Annotated in this window: 13 protein-coding genes; 2 read left to right on the top strand and 11 right to left on the bottom strand. The window is 70.1% G+C overall.

All coding sequences use genetic code 11. The annotated features are described in order from the left end of the window. Positions 1–134: 134 nt before the first annotated feature. Together ACFC96_RS09105 and ACFC96_RS09100 are read left to right on the top strand one after the other, a co-directional pair. Entirely contained in the window at positions 135–740 is a 606-nt protein-coding gene (locus ACFC96_RS09105; protein ID WP_376611093.1) for a GNAT family N-acetyltransferase, read from the top strand. Positions 741–1,066: 326 nt separating this feature from the next. Beyond that, positions 1,067–3,394, top strand: coding sequence for an MMPL family transporter (locus ACFC96_RS09100; RefSeq protein ID WP_376611092.1), 2,328 nt, complete (start codon positions 1,067–1,069; stop codon positions 3,392–3,394). 100 nt (positions 3,395–3,494) lie between these two features. Here ACFC96_RS09100 and ACFC96_RS09095 read toward each other — a convergent pair whose 3' ends face one another. From ACFC96_RS09095 to ACFC96_RS09045, 11 genes are all read right to left on the bottom strand, one after another. Next, positions 3,495–4,286 (bottom strand): inositol monophosphatase family protein, encoded by a 792-nt coding sequence (locus ACFC96_RS09095; RefSeq protein WP_376611091.1) that lies wholly within the window; start codon positions 4,284–4,286, stop codon positions 3,495–3,497. 91 nt (positions 4,287–4,377) lie between these two features. Continuing rightward, on the bottom strand, positions 4,378–5,751 hold the full coding sequence (locus ACFC96_RS09090; protein WP_376611089.1) for an NtaA/DmoA family FMN-dependent monooxygenase: 1,374 nt from the start codon (positions 5,749–5,751) through the stop codon (positions 4,378–4,380). A 21-nt stretch (positions 5,752–5,772) separates the two neighbouring features. Next, positions 5,773–6,999, bottom strand: a complete 1,227-nt coding sequence (locus tag ACFC96_RS09085) for an LLM class flavin-dependent oxidoreductase (protein ID WP_376611087.1) — start codon at positions 6,997–6,999, stop codon at positions 5,773–5,775. 74 nt (positions 7,000–7,073) lie between these two features. After that, the gene (locus ACFC96_RS09080) at positions 7,074–7,190 is read right to left on the bottom strand and encodes a putative leader peptide (protein ID WP_340460156.1); all 117 of its coding nucleotides are present in this window, start codon (positions 7,188–7,190) and stop codon (positions 7,074–7,076) included. Between the two features lie 130 nt (positions 7,191–7,320). Next, a complete protein-coding gene (locus ACFC96_RS09075; protein ID WP_340460157.1) occupies positions 7,321–7,893 on the bottom strand; it encodes a cysteine hydrolase in 573 nt (190 codons plus the stop codon). Positions 7,894–7,984: 91 nt separating this feature from the next. Further along, the gene (locus tag ACFC96_RS09070) at positions 7,985–9,097 is read right to left on the bottom strand and encodes a C45 family autoproteolytic acyltransferase/hydolase (protein ID WP_376611085.1); all 1,113 of its coding nucleotides are present in this window, start codon (positions 9,095–9,097) and stop codon (positions 7,985–7,987) included. Positions 9,098–9,160: 63 nt separating this feature from the next. Then, positions 9,161–10,606 (bottom strand): purine-cytosine permease family protein, encoded by a 1,446-nt coding sequence (locus tag ACFC96_RS09065; RefSeq protein ID WP_376611083.1) that lies wholly within the window; start codon positions 10,604–10,606, stop codon positions 9,161–9,163. 391 nt (positions 10,607–10,997) lie between these two features. Beyond that, on the bottom strand, positions 10,998–12,143 hold the full coding sequence (locus ACFC96_RS09060) for an agmatine/peptidylarginine deiminase (protein ID WP_376611081.1): 1,146 nt from the start codon (positions 12,141–12,143) through the stop codon (positions 10,998–11,000). A gap of 197 nt (positions 12,144–12,340) precedes the next feature. Then, complete coding sequence (locus tag ACFC96_RS09055; RefSeq protein WP_376611080.1) at positions 12,341–13,435, bottom strand: agmatine/peptidylarginine deiminase; 1,095 nt, start codon at positions 13,433–13,435, stop codon at positions 12,341–12,343. A gap of 365 nt (positions 13,436–13,800) precedes the next feature. Next, the gene (locus ACFC96_RS09050; RefSeq protein WP_376264534.1) at positions 13,801–14,385 is read right to left on the bottom strand and encodes a TetR/AcrR family transcriptional regulator; all 585 of its coding nucleotides are present in this window, start codon (positions 14,383–14,385) and stop codon (positions 13,801–13,803) included. Between the two features lie 63 nt (positions 14,386–14,448). Next, positions 14,449–15,006, bottom strand: coding sequence for a TetR/AcrR family transcriptional regulator (locus ACFC96_RS09045; RefSeq protein ID WP_227300213.1), 558 nt, complete (start codon positions 15,004–15,006; stop codon positions 14,449–14,451). Positions 15,007–15,010 lie beyond the last annotated feature (4 nt).

The following is a 15,010-nucleotide window of genomic DNA, read 5'->3' as shown; positions in this document are numbered from 1 at the left end:
GCGAGCACCCGCCGCGCCGGGGAATGGCCAAGACGAGATGGGCACTCCTGCGCGCGCCCACAAAGAGGAGACTTTCGTCCTGGGAGAGAAGCATCCTGGGCGCGAACTCTCCCCCTCGGGAGCACAATGCCTCAGTGCTCACCCTCACCGACATCGCCGATGACCCACGGGTCCTGACCAGCCGCCTGCGCTTGCCCGACGGTTCGACGGCCGTACTGCGCCCTCTCGTGCACGCCGACGCGGAGAGACTGGCCGGCTTCCTTGAGGGACTCTCCCCGGAGTCGAGACGGCTGAGCACCTTCGACGGATACGACCTCGCGGCGGCCCGGGAACTGTGTGACGCGATCGCGCGCTACGACAAACTGCGGCTGGTGCTGGAGGACGAGCGGTCCGCGCGCGTCGTCGGCCTTTTCGAGCTCAGCCTCGCGCTCACCGCCGGCGACATCGCGCGCTACCGGGCCGCCGGGATCCACCTCTCCGAGCAGACCGACTGCCGGTTCGGCCCCACCCTGTCCGACGCGTATCAGGGCAGTGGGGTGGGCTCGCTCGTCCTGCCGCTCGTCATGGAGGCCGTACGGCGGCTCGGCAGGACGCGGGTCATCCTGTGGGGCGGCGTCCTCGCCGACAACCCGCGGGCGCTGCGCTTCTACGAGAAGAACGGCTTCCAGCTCGTCGGCCCCTTCACGGGCCCGGACGGCACACCGTCACTGGACATGATCCTTCCGCTCGACTGCGCCTGACATCACAGTTCACCTGAACTGCGCAGACACTGAGGTCGGCCACGAGCCCGGTGCCGGAGGCGGACTCATCCCCAGGTCTCCGCCTCCACCCCCCTTCTGCACCCATCGCTCTACAAAAGGGGTCCGGCGGTCATACCGGGGGATGACCGGCCGCCGCGTCCGACTACCGCAGGCGTGGGCCGGAGTCCGGCCCGGAGTCTGACATCCGGGCTCCGGAATGCGGCGACGATAGAGGGAGAAATCCTGCTGACTTCCCTGACGTGCCGCGGGCACCGCCGGGCGGTCGCGCCTGCCTCCGCCTCCACCCGACGGGAGTCTCTTTCGCCGTGGCTACCTTCCTGTACAAACTAGGGCGCCTCTCCTTCAGGCGGCGCCGCTATGTGGCACTTCTGTGGGTGCTGCTCCTGGGCGGCATCGGATACGCGTCCTCGGCCGCGCCCGCGCCGCCCGCCGACTCGTTCTCCATGCCGGGCACGGACTCCCAGAAGGCCTTCGACCTGCTCGACGAGCGCTTCCCCGCCGCCAGCGCGGAGGGCGCGACGGCCCGGGTCGTCATCCGCGCGCCGGAGGGCGAGAAGATAACCGACCCCGCCGCGAAGGCGGAGGTCAGCCAGCTCGTCGCGGTGCTCGGCAAGGGGCCGCAGGTCGCCGGCGTGGCCGATCCGTTCAAGGCGAACGCCGTCAGCAAGGACGGCACCACCGCGTACGCGTCCGTCACCTACAAGGTGATCTCGACGGAGCTGACGGACAAGACGCATGACGCGCTGACGGACGCCACCGACAAGACCCGCGCCGAGGGCTTCACGGTCGAGACGGGCGGTGACGCCGTCCAGGCCGAGCAGGAGATGGGCGGATCCGCCGAGCTCATCGGCATCGCCGTCTCCGCGGTCGTCCTCGTCATCACCTTCGGCTCGCTGATCGCCGCCGGACTTCCGCTGCTGACCGCCATCATCGGCGTAGGCATCGGTGTCTCCGGCATCGCTGCCCTGGGCAGCGTCCTCAACCTCTCGGGTACGACCTCGACGCTGGCGATGATGATCGGGCTCGCCGTCGGGATCGACTACGCCCTCTTCATCGTCTCCCGCTACCGCGCCGAGATCGCCGAGGGACGAGAACCGGAGGAAGCGGCGGGCCGGGCCACCGGAACCGCTGGCTCCGCGGTGGTCTTCGCCGGACTGACCGTGATCGTGGCTCTGGCGGGTCTGTCGGTCGTCAACATCCCCATGCTGACCAAGATGGGGCTCGCGGCCGCGGCCACCGTGGCCATCGCCGTACTCATCGCGCTCACCATGATCCCCGCGCTGCTCGGCTTCGCGGGCAGGCGCGCCCTGCGTCGCAAGGACCGCAAGAACCTCAAGAGCGCGGACAGCAAGGACAGCGGGGCCACGAAGGACAGGGGCCGCACGAAGCCGGGCGCCGCGCACAGCACCACGAAGGCCGAGAACGCCAAGGCCAACCTCGGCACCCGCTGGGCGCGCCTCGTGCTGCGCCGCCCCGTCACCGTGCTGCTGATCGGTGTACTCGGTCTGGGCGCGGTCGCCGTCCCGGCCACGAGCCTGGAACTCGGGCTGCCCGACGAGGGGACATCGGCGCCGGACACCACGCAGCGCAAGGCGTACGACCTGCTGTCCGAGTCGTTCGGAGCGGGCTTCAACGGTCCGCTGATGGTCACCGTCGACACGGGCGGAACGAAGGGCGCCGCTGCCGCCGCCAAGACGGTGGGCACGTCCCTCGCCAAGGTCGACGGGGTCGCGGCGGTCACGCCCGCCTCGGTGAACCCGGCCGGTGACACGGCGATCATCACGGTCGTCCCGACCACAGGACCGAGTGACCACAAGACCGAAGAACTCGTCAAGACGATCCGCGCCAAGGCGAGCGGCCTGGAGGCGGACACCAAGTCCGACGTCCTGGTCACCGGGCAGACGGCGATGACCATCGACTTCTCGCAGACTCTCGACGATGCTCTCCTGCCCTACCTGGGTCTCGTCGTCGGGCTCGCGTTCCTGCTGCTGATGCTGGTCTTCCGCTCGGTTCTCGTCCCGCTGAAGGCGGCCCTGGGCTTCCTGCTGTCGGTCGCCGCGGCCCTCGGCGCCGTCGTCGCCGTGTTCCAGTGGGGCTGGCTCGCGGACATCGTCGGCGTCGACCAGCCGGGCCCCATCATGTCGATGATGCCGATCTTCATGATCGGCGTGGTGTTCGGCCTGGCGATGGACTACGAGGTGTTCCTCGTGACGCGGATGCGCGAGGCGTACGTCCATGGGGCCCGCCCCGCCGAGGCGGTCGTCACCGGCTTCAAGCACGGCGGACGGGTCGTCGGCGCGGCCGCGGTCATCATGATCAGTGTCTTCTCCGGCTTCATCATGGAGAACGACGACATGATCAAGATGATGGGCTTCGGGCTCGCCATCGCGGTGTTCTTCGACGCCTTCGTCGTCCGCATGGCCATCGTCCCGGCGGTCCTCGCCCTGCTCGGCACGGCGGCCTGGTGGCTGCCGCGTTGGCTCGACAAGCTCCTGCCCGACATGGACGTCGAGGGCGAGAAACTGCACAAGTCGCTCACGCCGTCGTCGTCACCTGCAGCCGAGGACGAGCACGCGGACAAGGACGGGGACAACGACGAGGAGGAGCGGGAACTGGAGCCCGTACGCGGCTGATCCCACGCTGCTGATCCCCCGCGGACCGGCCCCGTCCGGGACGCTTCCCCGCCAAAAGCCGCCGCCCCGGTGACCGTGGTCATCGGGGCGGCGGCTTGTCTCAGCTACGGATCATCGACATCAACTGCCCATGGGTCTCGGCGTCGGCGGCCGCCACAAGTCCCCGCCCCCCAGCCCCGGTCGGGGCGCCGTCGATCCCGGTGACGACGCAGCCCGCGGCCCGGCACAGGGCGATGCCGGCGGCGAAGTGCACACTGCCGCTGAGGTCGGCGCCGTCCGTGACGTACGCGGCGCGCCTGCCTGCCGCGACCCAGGTCAGCGCCAGCGTCGTCGACACGACTCGCGGCCGGAACCGCTCGACGAACGCGGGGTGGGCCAGCAGGTCGACGGCCCGGAAGCCGGGCCGGTTGATGAACGGCGGGTCGAGGTTGACGTCCACGAGCGAGGTGGCGGAGGTCGGGGCCAGCGGCTCGTCCACCCCGTCGCGCCGCACCCACGCGCTCGTCCCGTCCGTGAAGAACACCTCGCCGCTGAACGGGTCGGCCACCGCCGCCGCCCCGTCGCGCAGCGCCACGTTGACGGCCACGAGCATGCTGCCGGCGGCGTAGTTCAGCGTGCCGCACAGCGGGTCCACCAGCCATTGGCGCGCGGCACCGGCCGTACCCTGTTGCCCGCCCTCCTCACCGACCACCGCGTCGTCGGGGCGGGCGGCGCGGATGACGTCGACCATGGCCTTCTCGGCCTCCACGTCGGCGGCGGTGGCAAAGTCCCCCGCGCCCTTATCGATGCGGGTGAGGCGTCGCCCGTACAGGCTGCGCACCACGTCGGCACCGGCACTGGCCGCGGCTGTCGCGACCGCGGAATCGTCAGAACTCTCAGATGAGTTGATCACTCGGTGCAGGGTATCGGGCGGTGCCGGAGACGGCGGCGGAAAGCCCACCGCCGTCTCCGGCGCGGGTGCGCATCGCGTGGTGGACGGGTCGTTACGACGCCACTCGCCCGGCCCCGGCCTCCACTGCGCCCGGCTCCGTCAGGCCCAAGTGGTCGCGCAGGGTGCTGCCCTCGTACTCCGTGCGGTACACCCCGCGTTCCTGGAGCAGGGGGACGACGGTGTCGGCGAAGTCGTCGAGGCCGCCGGGCGTGATGTGCGGGACGAGGATGAAGCCGTCGGCCGCGTCCGCCTGCACGAAGGCGTCAATGGTCTCGGCGACGGTGGCGGGGGAGCCGACGAAGGACTGGCGGTTGCCGGTCTCGATGACGAGATCGCGGATCGACCACTTGTTGGCTGCCGCGCGCTCCCGCCACTCACGGGCCGTGGCCAGTGGGTCGCGGTACATGCGGACCTGGGCTCGGCCGCGTGCGATGGTGTGCTCGCCGGGGTCGGGGTCGATGTCGGGGAGCGGGCCGTCCGGGTCGTAGCCGGACAGGTCACGGTTCCAGACGAACTCCAGGTGCTTGATCGCGGTGGCGCCGCTGACCTGCTGGCGGCGCACCTCGCGGGCCAGTTCCGCCGCCTCGGCGTCGCTCTCACCGAGGACGAACGTCGCGGCGGGCAGGATCAGGAGCTGGTCGGGCGTACGGCCGTGGCGGGCGAGGCGGCCCTTGACGTCCGTGTAGAACGCCTGCCCTTCCTTGAGGGTGCTGTACCGGCTGAAGATCGCGTCGGCGCTCGACGCGGCGAACTCGCGCCCCTCCTCGGAGTCACCGGCCTGGAAGATCACCGGGCGGCCCTGCGGGCTGCGGGGGACGTTGAACTGTCCGCTGATGTCGAAGTGCTGTCCCTGGTGGACGAAGGCGCCGGCCCGGGCGTCGCGCAGGAAGGTGCCGCTCGCCCGGTCGGCGACGATCTCGTCCCCGTGCCAGGAGTCGAACAGCTCGTTCGCGGTGGTGAGGAACTCCTTGGCGCGCGAGTACCGCTCGTCCTGCGGCAAGAACCCGCCGCGCCGGAAGTTCTCGCCGGTGAACGCGTCCCAGGAGGTGACGACGTTCCACGCGGCACGCCCGTCCGAGAGGTGGTCGAGGCTGGCGAACTGGCGGGCGACCTCGTAGGGCTCGTTGAAGGTGGAGTTGATGGTGCCGGTCAGCCCGAGGCGTTCGGTGACCGCGGCGAGCGCGGTGAGGATCGTGAAGGTGTCGGGCCGCCCCACGACGTCCAAGTCGTATATTTCACCGCCCTGTTCGCGCAGGCGCAGGCCCTCGGCCAGGAACAGGAAGTCGAACTTGGCCCGCTCGGCGGTCTGCGCGAAGTGCGCGAAGGAACTGAACTCGATGTGGCTGCCGGCCTTCGGGTCGCTCCATACGGTGGTGTTGTTGACGCCCGGGAAGTGGGCCGCGAGGTGGATCTGCTTGCGAGGCATGGTGTCGGTGGTCCCTCCGGCTCAGACGGTGGCGGCGTAGCGGTTGGCGGGGCGCGCGAGCCCGAGGAGTCCGCGCAGGGTGTCGGCCTCGTACGCGCTCCGGAACCTTCCGCGCCGCTGCAGCTCGGGGACGAGTCCCTGGGTGATCGCGGGCAGGTCGTGGCCGACGACGCCGGGACGCAGCCGGAATCCGGTGAGGCCCGCCTGCTGCAACTCCTTTAGTAGATCGGCCAGTTGAGCGGGGGTGCCCGTGAAGATCCGGGCGTCGCTGGTGTACGGGTGGCCCGCCAGGCTGTCGAGGCGCTCGCGTCGTGCCGCCGCGGCGGCCGGGTCGTCGTCCAGGAAGACCACCAGGTCGCCGAAGACGTGAACGGGCTCGTCCGTCCGGCCGGCCGCGGCCTGTGCCGTACGGATCTCGTCGACCACGGCACGTGCCTGGTCCGCGTCGTGCGGGGTCACGAATCCGATGTCGGCGGAACGCGCGACGAGTTGGAACGGCACGCTCCGATGGGCCAGGGCGCTGACGACCGGCTGGCCCTGGGGTGGCCGGGGCGTGATCGAGGGGCCCCTGACACTGAAGTGCCTGCCCTCGAAGTCGATGTAGTGCAGCTTGTCCCGGTCGATGAAGCGGCCGGTGGCGACGTCGCGGATCTCGGCGTCGTCCTCCCAGCTGTCCCACAGTCGCCGCACCACTTCGATGTGGTCGGCGGCCTCGTCGAAGAGGTCGCCCGTCAGCTCCTTCGCCTGGGGGCTGTCCAGGTCCTCGACGCTGAGTGCGGGGAACGTTCGGCGTCCGAAGTGCGCGGCCTCGTTCGGGCGGGCCGAGACCTGTACGCGCAGTCCCGCGCGCCCGGAGCTCACATAGTCGAGCGTGGCGATCGCCTTGGATATGTGGAACGGCTCCGTGTGTGTGGCCACCACGGTCGGAACCAGACCTATGTGCCGGGTCAGCGGGGCGACGCGGGCGGCGATGAGAACGGCGTCGAGGCGACCGCGGACCTGGTCGGTGCGGGCGTCCGGCTCCGTGAAGTGCGAGGACTGGGGTCCGAGCCCGTCCTCGATGGTCACGAAGTCGAGCAGCCCGCGCTCGGCCTCCTGGACGAGGTCGGCCCAGTAGCGGGCGGTGAACAGCTCCCGGGGCCGGGACACCTGCTCACGCCAGGCGGCCGGGTGCCAGCCCGCGCCGTCGAGGGCAACGGCGAGGTGCAGCAAGGAAGTTGAAGAGGGCAGCGCAGAAGACGAGGACACGAAAGGGTGCCTTCCTGATCGACCGTACGAGAGGAGCGACCCTCAGGCGGAGGGTGCGACGGCGAAGAATCCGATCAGGAACAACAGAGCGCGCCGGCGACGCGCTGGAGGTCGATATGGGCGCGGGTGTACAGGTGCACCGGGCGGTACGGGGCGAGGGCCGGGGCGCACAGGCGGGTCACCTGGGTCATGTCCGCCCTCCCTCTCATCGCTGGACACACCGCATTGTCAGCAAGAACGGTCCGCCCCTGCCGTCTGTTCCCGTTCCCGGCCCGAATATCGCACGGAACCGCGCGTGTTGGCGAGATGCGCCGTGCGACATCAGCCGCTCTGCGCCAGGGAACCGACCCAGTCCTCGACGGTGACGACCTGCGCCCACTGCGGGAACACCTTCTCGATGAGGGTCCGGTGCACCTCTGGGTCGAGGTCGAGGCAGGCGTCCGACAGGACGGTGAGGCCGAAGTCCAGGTCGTTGGCCTGGCACAGGGTGTGCAGCACCACGCCGCTGGTCGCGATGCCCGCCAGGACCAGGCTGTTGATGTCGTGAGCCCTGAGCACCAGGTCGAGGTCGCTGCCCGAGAACGCGCTCGCCCGTCTCTTGGTGACCACGATGTCGCCCGGCAGGGGCGCCACGTCGTCGTGGATCTCGGTGCCGGGAGCCCCCTCGGTGAACAGGCCCGCCTGCAGAACGGTGGCGAGCGTCCTGTTGCGCGGACTGACTTCGGGCTGACCCGGCCGGAGCCGCATGACGACGTAGATCACGGGGACACCCGCCGCGCGGGCGCCCGCGATCGCCCCCTTCAGGCGGGCCGGACAGCCGGATCCGTCGTCGGCGATGCGGACGACGTCCCGCTGGACGTCCATCACGAGCAGAGCGGTGTTCGCCTCGACCATGTGTGCGGTCCCTTCCCTCGCAGTGGCCCTCGAACGGGGCCTCCATCGAAGCAGAAGAGCGTGAGAAGCAGGGGCCGGTGCCGCGAAGAGTTCACCGCGTTCCGGATCCGGCATCCGAGCCACGCTGTGCCGCGAGGTGGCGCCAGGGCCGTGAACCGGAATCGGCCGGTGTGCCGTCCAGGACGCGGGCCGTGCGCGTGGCCGGTTCGAGGACGACCGTGGCCAGGCTTGCCCATCGCTGTCCCTCGGGCAGGTTCATGTCGGGCAGGCAGGTGAGGGCCGCCTCGCCCTCCCCCGATACGAGGAGACCGACAAGGTCGTCGGGCGACTGCGGCAGAGCGGCGGGCGTCAGGCGCTTTCGGATGAGGTCGTACCGCTCGCCGGAATCCGGCTGGTAGAGCCACGTCTTCTCCCCGGCCGAAGGGGTGGGCGTGAGGAAGTGGTTGGTGCGCACGAGCGTGCCAGGGTCGGATTCGACCGCGAACACGCCCTCGGGGCTCAGGTCGAGGAGGACGGCTTCGGAGGTGTCGAAGAGGGCGAACGATCCCGACGAGGCGATCGGAGCGCCGCGCACGATCTCCAGGGCCTCGGCCACGTTCCCCGCTTCCTCCAGGACGACGGCGGCCAGGACGTGCATGGGAACGCCGCCGACGCCGTCTCGGCGGTGGCCGAGGATGTTGAAGTGCAGTGCGAGGCCTGCGCTGTTGATGCCGATCTTGCCGAGGATGCCGTGCTCGGTGAGGCCCACCACGTCGTGGGTGCCGCCGCGGGATTCCAGGGTGTGCCAGAAGGGGTTCAGCTCGACGTGCCAGTCCCAGGTCTGGATGCCGAACGGGGCGCATGCGCCGTCCGCGCGGCGGACGATCGTCGAGCATTCGCCAGGTGGGACGGTGGCGCTGCGGGCGAGTATCTCGGTGCGTGCGTTGAGTGCCGCGATGCGCCAGACGTCGACACCGGCGCCGTGCGCGATGCCTTCGATCTCCGCCCGCGCATGGGGGCGGAACGCGTCGATGGTGTCGAGCGCGCGCTCGGCGTCGTCGCGGACCTGTTGCGGGCTGATGCCGCCGAGGCGGAAGAACCGGTCGTACCCGGCGATCCCTCCAGGGAGGGTGTCGCGCAGTCGCTCACCGCGGGCGGCTCCGCGCGCGAACGGGTCGGGCGACGCGACCTCGACGTGGAGGCGTTCGGCGGGACGGGCGATCATGGCTGCGTTCTCCTGGGAGGGTGGGGGATGTCGTGGTGTGGGGATGTGGCTGCCGCGCGTCGGTCACGCGCCCGGTTCACGGGTCACCGCGCGGCGCCGGGTGCGCCCCAGGGCCCCGTACACGACGGCGGAGACCACGAGTCCCGCGACGAGGGACAGGTTGGCGCCGCCGAGCGACGACGAGACGGGGCCGGTCCAGAAGCTCGTACTCACACACAGGACTCCGGCGAGAGCACCGGCGAGGAACCCGGCCACTCCCGCCCGGTGCACGCCCGCGTCGTACCAGAAGGGGCTGTCGCGCCGCTCGTCGAGGAGTTGCCGACCGTCGTAGCGGTTGCGGCAGAGCCAGATGTCGGCGACGTACACGCCCACCGCGGGTCCAGTGACCACCACGACGAGTTCGAGCATGGTGTTCACACTGGTCAGGAAGTCGAAGACGAGCAGGGCGTACAGCGTCATCGCCGTGGCCAGGACGCCGATGATCAGGACGGCCCGGATCCGGCCCAGCCTCACGCCGATGGACTGGAGGGTGAGTCCCGCGCTGTACGCGGTGAGGCCGTTGTTGGCGACGGTGTTGAGGACGACCGCGATGACGAACACCGGGATGAACCAGCTCGGGAGGATCCCCTCGAGCGCCGCCTCCGGGTCGCTCATGTCGAGCGTGGTGGCGGCCAGGGCGCCGACGCCGGTGAAGAGCACGCTCGGCAGGAAGGCCCCGAGCGCCGTCCATCCCGCCACCGCCGTCGGCTTGCTGTCGCGCGGCAGGTAGCGCGCCAGGTCAGGGCTGTTGCTGTACGAGAGCGGGGTGGACGCGATGATCGCGAAGCCACCGACGAGCGTCACCCAGAGCTGGGCGCCGTGCAGGGACTCGGCGGGCCGGTAGGACCAGTCGGTGTGTCCCAGTACGTAGCCGCTCACGACGACGAACACGACGGTGAGGGCGACACTCAGCACGGAGTACAGCCGCACGATCGTGGCGTGGCCGTACACGCTGACCACGAGGGTGGCCGCGGCGATGGCGCAGATGATGACGCCGTCGAGGACGGGGCTGTCGGGAGCGCCGAGCCGCCGGGCGAGCCCGAACGCGGCGACCGAGGCCGCTGACCAGTTCAGCGCCAGGTAGGCGGCGGAGATCAGCCAGCCCGTGAGCGCGATGACGGCCTTGTTCCCGAGGACTCCGTACATGGCGCGGGAGATGACCGAGCCCGTGGTGCCCGCGGCCGGCCCGCTGACGGCCAGGACTCCGGTGAGCGCCCACAGCAGGTTGCCGGCGACGATCACCGCCAGCGCCTGTCCGAGGGTGAGGCCCATCAGGACCAGCGCCGCACCCACGACGAGGCTGAGGTAGCTGACGTTCGGCGCCGCCCACACCGCGAACAGCTCCCGGGGGCGGCCGTGCCGCTCCTCCTCAGGGATGTAGTCGATCCCGTGAGCTTCCAGCTGTCCGGCCTGTTCCACGGCTGTGGCCGCGTCACCGCCGACGGCGGCTGTCAGGTCTCTGGTCGCCATCGCGTCCTCCCTTGAAGCGTCACGGCATGACCGATCGACCTTATTGGCCGCATGCCCAATAGGGGAGATCTAATAGCGGAGGGTCGCGAGACGTCAAGGGTTCACCGGAAATACGGTCTCGATACAGCGGAAGGGACACGGTCGATACGCCATGGTCAGCCGGTAGCGGACCCTGCCGGGCGCCGCGGCCCCGACGTCTGCCGGGACGACGGTCACGTCACGGACGGCGACGACGGCGGCACCCGCGAGAGCTGCCGGAGCGGCCCGGCCTGTCCGAGCCACCCAAGCCACAAGAACAACCCAGGGCAACCAGCCGGGAGACGAGCCGACGTCTGCCTCTCGGCATGCGACGGCTCGTCCCGTACCTGGCGGCCCTGTGCGTGAGGTGGGGTTACGCGGCCGGCTTGCCCGGCTGGTCGTGGGTCGAGCAGTGGATTCCGCCGCCGCCGGCCGCGATGGTGTCGATCTTCACGGGCACGATGTCGCGCGTCGGGAAGTGGTCCTGGAGAATCCCCTGCGCGCGGTCGTCGGCCCTGGTGTCACCGAAGCGCGGCATGAACACGGCGCCATTGGCGACATAGAAGTTCGCGTACGTCGACACGAAGTCGTCGCCGGTGCCGGTGATCCTGTCGAGGTCCGGCTGGGGCAGGTCGATGACTTCCAGGCGCTTGCCGCGGGCGTCCGTGGCCTTCTTGAGGACCGCCCTGGCCTGGTCCGCCGAGCGCGACCAGACGTCCGGCGGGCTGCCGGGGTACGCCTGGTCCACGAGGACGACCCCCGGCGCGGTGAACCTGACGAGGCTGTCGACGTGCGCGTCGGTGATGTCCTGGCCGCGCACTCCGGCCAGCCAGAGCACCTTCTCGACGCCCAGCGTGCTCTTGAGCTCGGCCTCGATCTGGTCGCGGGTCTTCCCAGGGTTGCGGTTCTTGTTGACCACCGAGCTCTCGGTGACGAGCAGGGTGCCCTCGCCGTCGGTCTCGAAGGAGCCGCCCTCGGCGACGAGCGGGGCCTTCGAGCGGGCGATGTCGTACTTCTCCAACAGGAGCCGGCCGACCTGCGCGTCGTTGCGGTGCTCCTGCTTGTCGCCCCACCCGTTGAAGTTGAAGTCGACCCCCAGCAGACGACCGTCGGACTCCTCGACGAACACCGGGACGATGTCGCGGGCCCACAGGTCGTCCACCTCGAGAGGGATGACCTCGACCTGGGAACCGCAGGCACGCTGGGCGGCGTCGACCTGTTCCGGCCGCGCCATGAGCACCACCGCCTCGTACTCCGCCACGGCCCGCGCCACGCGAGCGATGTCGGCGCGCACGGCGGGCAGATCCTCGAACCACACCGATTCCAGCGCGGGCCAGGACATGAACGTACGGGTGTGGCTGTCCCACTCCGCGCCGAACCTGCGACCCGAAGTCTTCGCCTCGCTCCCGGACGACGAGGACGCGGAGGAGGTCACTTCGTCGCCGGGACCGCAGGCCGCGGCTCCGAGGGCGAGCGCTCCGAGGCCGGCGAAGGAACGCAGGGCGCTGCGACGGGACATGGGGGGACGGTGCACTGAGAACTCCGGAATTCAGCTGACGGGCCACGTTCAGGAATGCTGGATCCTGAAGGATGGAGCCCTGGGGACGAAAATATCCGACGCCGGGTGCCTTTCGGCTGCCTGGGCGCGTTTTCAGGTGTCTGGGCGATTTTTCGGATGTCTGGGCGCGCTTTCAGTCACCTGGGTGGTGTGGGGGTCTACGGCACGGGTTCGTGCATGGTGGAGCAGTGGATGCCACCGCCTCCGCCCATGAGACGGTCGACGTCGAGCTGGATCACCTCGCGGCCGGGGAACGCGTCGGAGAGGGCCTGGCGCGCGGCGTGGTCCTTCGCCCGGTCCCCGAACTGGGCTGTGACGACAGCGCCGTTGACGACATGGAAGTTGAGGTACGAGTCGACGAACTGAGAGCTGCGCGAGCGCACGGTGTCGGGGCCGTCGACCTTGATGACCTGGAGTCTTCTCCCCCGGGCATCGGTCGCACCGGACATGATCGCGAACTGTTCGCGCGCGTCACGGGCCCAGACGTCTCCCCTGTCGTCGGGCGGCATCTGCACCATGACGACGCCGGGGCGGATGAAGCGGGACGTGACGTCGATGTGGTTGTCGGTGATGTCCCGGCCGCGGACTCCGGGGACCCAGATCATCTTTTCGGCGCCGTACGCGTGCAGTACGGCCTCCTCGATTTCCGTGCGGCTCATTCCGCGGTTGCGGTTCTTGTTGACGAGGCTGCTCTCGGTGGCCATCACCGTCCCGTCGCCGTCGGTCTCGATCGACCCGCCTTCGCCGACGAAGTCCGCCCGCTCGAAGTCGAGTTCATTGAATTCGGCGACCCATTCGGCCACGGCGGCGTCGTCTCGATGGGTCTGCTTGTGACCCCACCCGTTGAAATTGAGACCTACGGCGTCACGGTTTCCCCGGCCGTCGCGGCGGAAGACGGCGCAGGTGTCGCGCATCCAGAGGTCGTCGGTGGGGATCGAGGTGATGACGGTCACGTCCAGCCCGCAGGCGGCCCGGGCGTCCTCGGCGGTGTCTTCGTCCGGGGCGCACATGATGACGGGCTCGTAGGCGGCGACCGTGCGGGCGATGAGGGCGATGTCCTGCTGGACTCCGGACAGCTGGCGGCCCCAGATGGATCTGCTCGCCGGCCAGGACATCCAGGTCCGCACGTGCGGGACGTCGTCCGCCGGGACATGCCATCCGTCGTCGGCCGCGTTGTCGTAGCCGGCCTGACGCGAGGGACTCGCCCCGAAGACCGCGTCGAGCAGACGCCTGCCCAGGGAAGGTTCGTTCATGGGGGGGGCTCCACATCAAGTGCTGTGTATTGAGCGGCTGTTGAGGTGCGGGCATCGCCGGGGAGCGGGCGGTCGGCGACAGGGACCCTGCCGCGGCCTCGCACGGGACGGGCCGGAAGCCTCTACGGCGATCGCCGTTCGCCCACTCCATGACGGGGACCGTCGGCCCGCGGCGCCTAGCCGGCTGCCGCACTCACCCGTATCCCCCGGGTCGCAGGACGCGACCCGGACAGGGAGCGAGCCGAGCCGCTCGGTGTCACCATGCCCTCATTGTGACACTGACTGGATTTTCAGTCAAAGAGCCGCGCCGGACTCCGCCCATCCGGCGAACCGGTGCGGCCCGGCGCTTCGTACAGTCCCGGGGATCAGCCCTGCGGATCGGGCAGCAGCTCGCGCTCCAGGGCGGCTGCCACGTGCGACCGGGCCTCGGCGGTGGTGAGCAGGCCGGCGAGCCAGCGCCCGCTCAGCCCTTCCACCAGCGAGGTCAGCCGTACCGCGGCGGCACGCGAGTCCACCGAGGCCGGGATGTCACCCTCGTCCTGACCGTCCTCGATCACCTCCGCCAGCTCGACGAGCCAGCGCTCGGTCAGCGTCGCCAGGACCGGCCGCAGCCCCTCGTCGAAGGTGGCCGCCGCTCGCACCTCGCCCCACACCGCGGAGTTCTCCCGCACGGCCCGGTCGTCCTGGAACTCCCCGGCCAGCAGCCGGAGCAGCAGCTCGCGGACGGGGGCGTCGTCGTCGTCGGAGATGCCCGCATACCCTTCGGCGCGGTCGTTGACGTACTCCAGCGCGCTCGTGACCAGGCCCGACCGGTCACGGAAGTGGTAGTAGATCAAGGTCTTGGACACACCCGCCTCGGCGGCGACCTCCTCGACCCGCAGTCCTCTCACTCCCCGCAGGGCGATCACTCGGCAGGTGGCTTCCAGCAGTTTGGCGCGTCGAGTACTCACGCCCGTACTGTAACCAGCAGGTCAGGGCGCAGGTGCGGCGCACAACGCCGGGGCGGGCAGCACCTACCGGCGCTCCAGCCGCCCCAGTTCGGCGTCGACGGCGTCCAGCATCAGCTCGCGGGCGTGCTCCAGCGGGAGGATGCCGCTGAGCCAGCGCATGCTGATGCCCTCCACCAGAAGCGTCAGACGCTCGGCGGAGGTGGCGAGGGTGGTGACGGTGGCCATCGGCCGCACCTGGCCGAGCAGTTCGGAGATCTCCTGCACCCAGACCAGCGTCGCCCTGGCCAGGTCTTCCCGCAGATCGGGGTCGAAGATGGCGCTGGCGCGCAGCTCGCCCCACGCCGTGCTGTTCTCGCGTACGACCGGATCGTCCTGGAGTTCCAGGAGAAGGGTGCGCTCCAGCTCCTGACGCGGGGTCAAGGGCTCGGCGTCCGCGTCGCGCTCCGTGGTGTAGCGCTCGGCGCGGTCATTGATGAACTCCAGGGTCCGGCGCAGGATCCCGGCGCGGTCCTTGAAGTGGTAGTAGATGAGCGCGGTGGACACCCCGGCCTCGGCGGCCAGCTCCTCCACCCGCAGCCCGCGCACTCCGCGGCGGGCGATGACCCGCGCGGCTGCCTCCATGATC

Source organism: Streptomyces sp. NPDC055955, from assembly GCF_042270245.1.
GTDB lineage: Bacteria > Actinomycetota > Actinomycetes > Streptomycetales > Streptomycetaceae > Streptomyces.
The sequence above is the reverse complement of the archived record's forward strand: the minus strand, read 5'-3'. Positions and strand labels throughout refer to the sequence as shown.

Coding starts and splice junctions, on each gene's coding strand:
- ACFC96_RS09075 (WP_340460157.1), bottom strand. CDS start 7,893: ATGGTCGAGGCGAACACCGCTCTGCTCGTGATGGACGTCCAGCGGGAC.
- ACFC96_RS09055 (WP_376611080.1), bottom strand. CDS start 13,435: ATGAACGAACCTTCCCTGGGCAGGCGTCTGCTCGACGCGGTCTTCGGG.
- ACFC96_RS09090 (WP_376611089.1), bottom strand. CDS start 5,751: ATGCCTCGCAAGCAGATCCACCTCGCGGCCCACTTCCCGGGCGTCAAC.
- ACFC96_RS09065 (WP_376611083.1), bottom strand. CDS start 10,606: ATGGCGACCAGAGACCTGACAGCCGCCGTCGGCGGTGACGCGGCCACA.
- ACFC96_RS09070 (WP_376611085.1), bottom strand. CDS start 9,097: ATGATCGCCCGTCCCGCCGAACGCCTCCACGTCGAGGTCGCGTCGCCC.
- ACFC96_RS09080 (WP_340460156.1), bottom strand. CDS start 7,190: ATGACCCAGGTGACCCGCCTGTGCGCCCCGGCCCTCGCCCCGTACCGC.
- ACFC96_RS09045 (WP_227300213.1), bottom strand. CDS start 15,006: ATGGAGGCAGCCGCGCGGGTCATCGCCCGCCGCGGAGTGCGCGGGCTG.
- ACFC96_RS09060 (WP_376611081.1), bottom strand. CDS start 12,143: ATGTCCCGTCGCAGCGCCCTGCGTTCCTTCGCCGGCCTCGGAGCGCTC.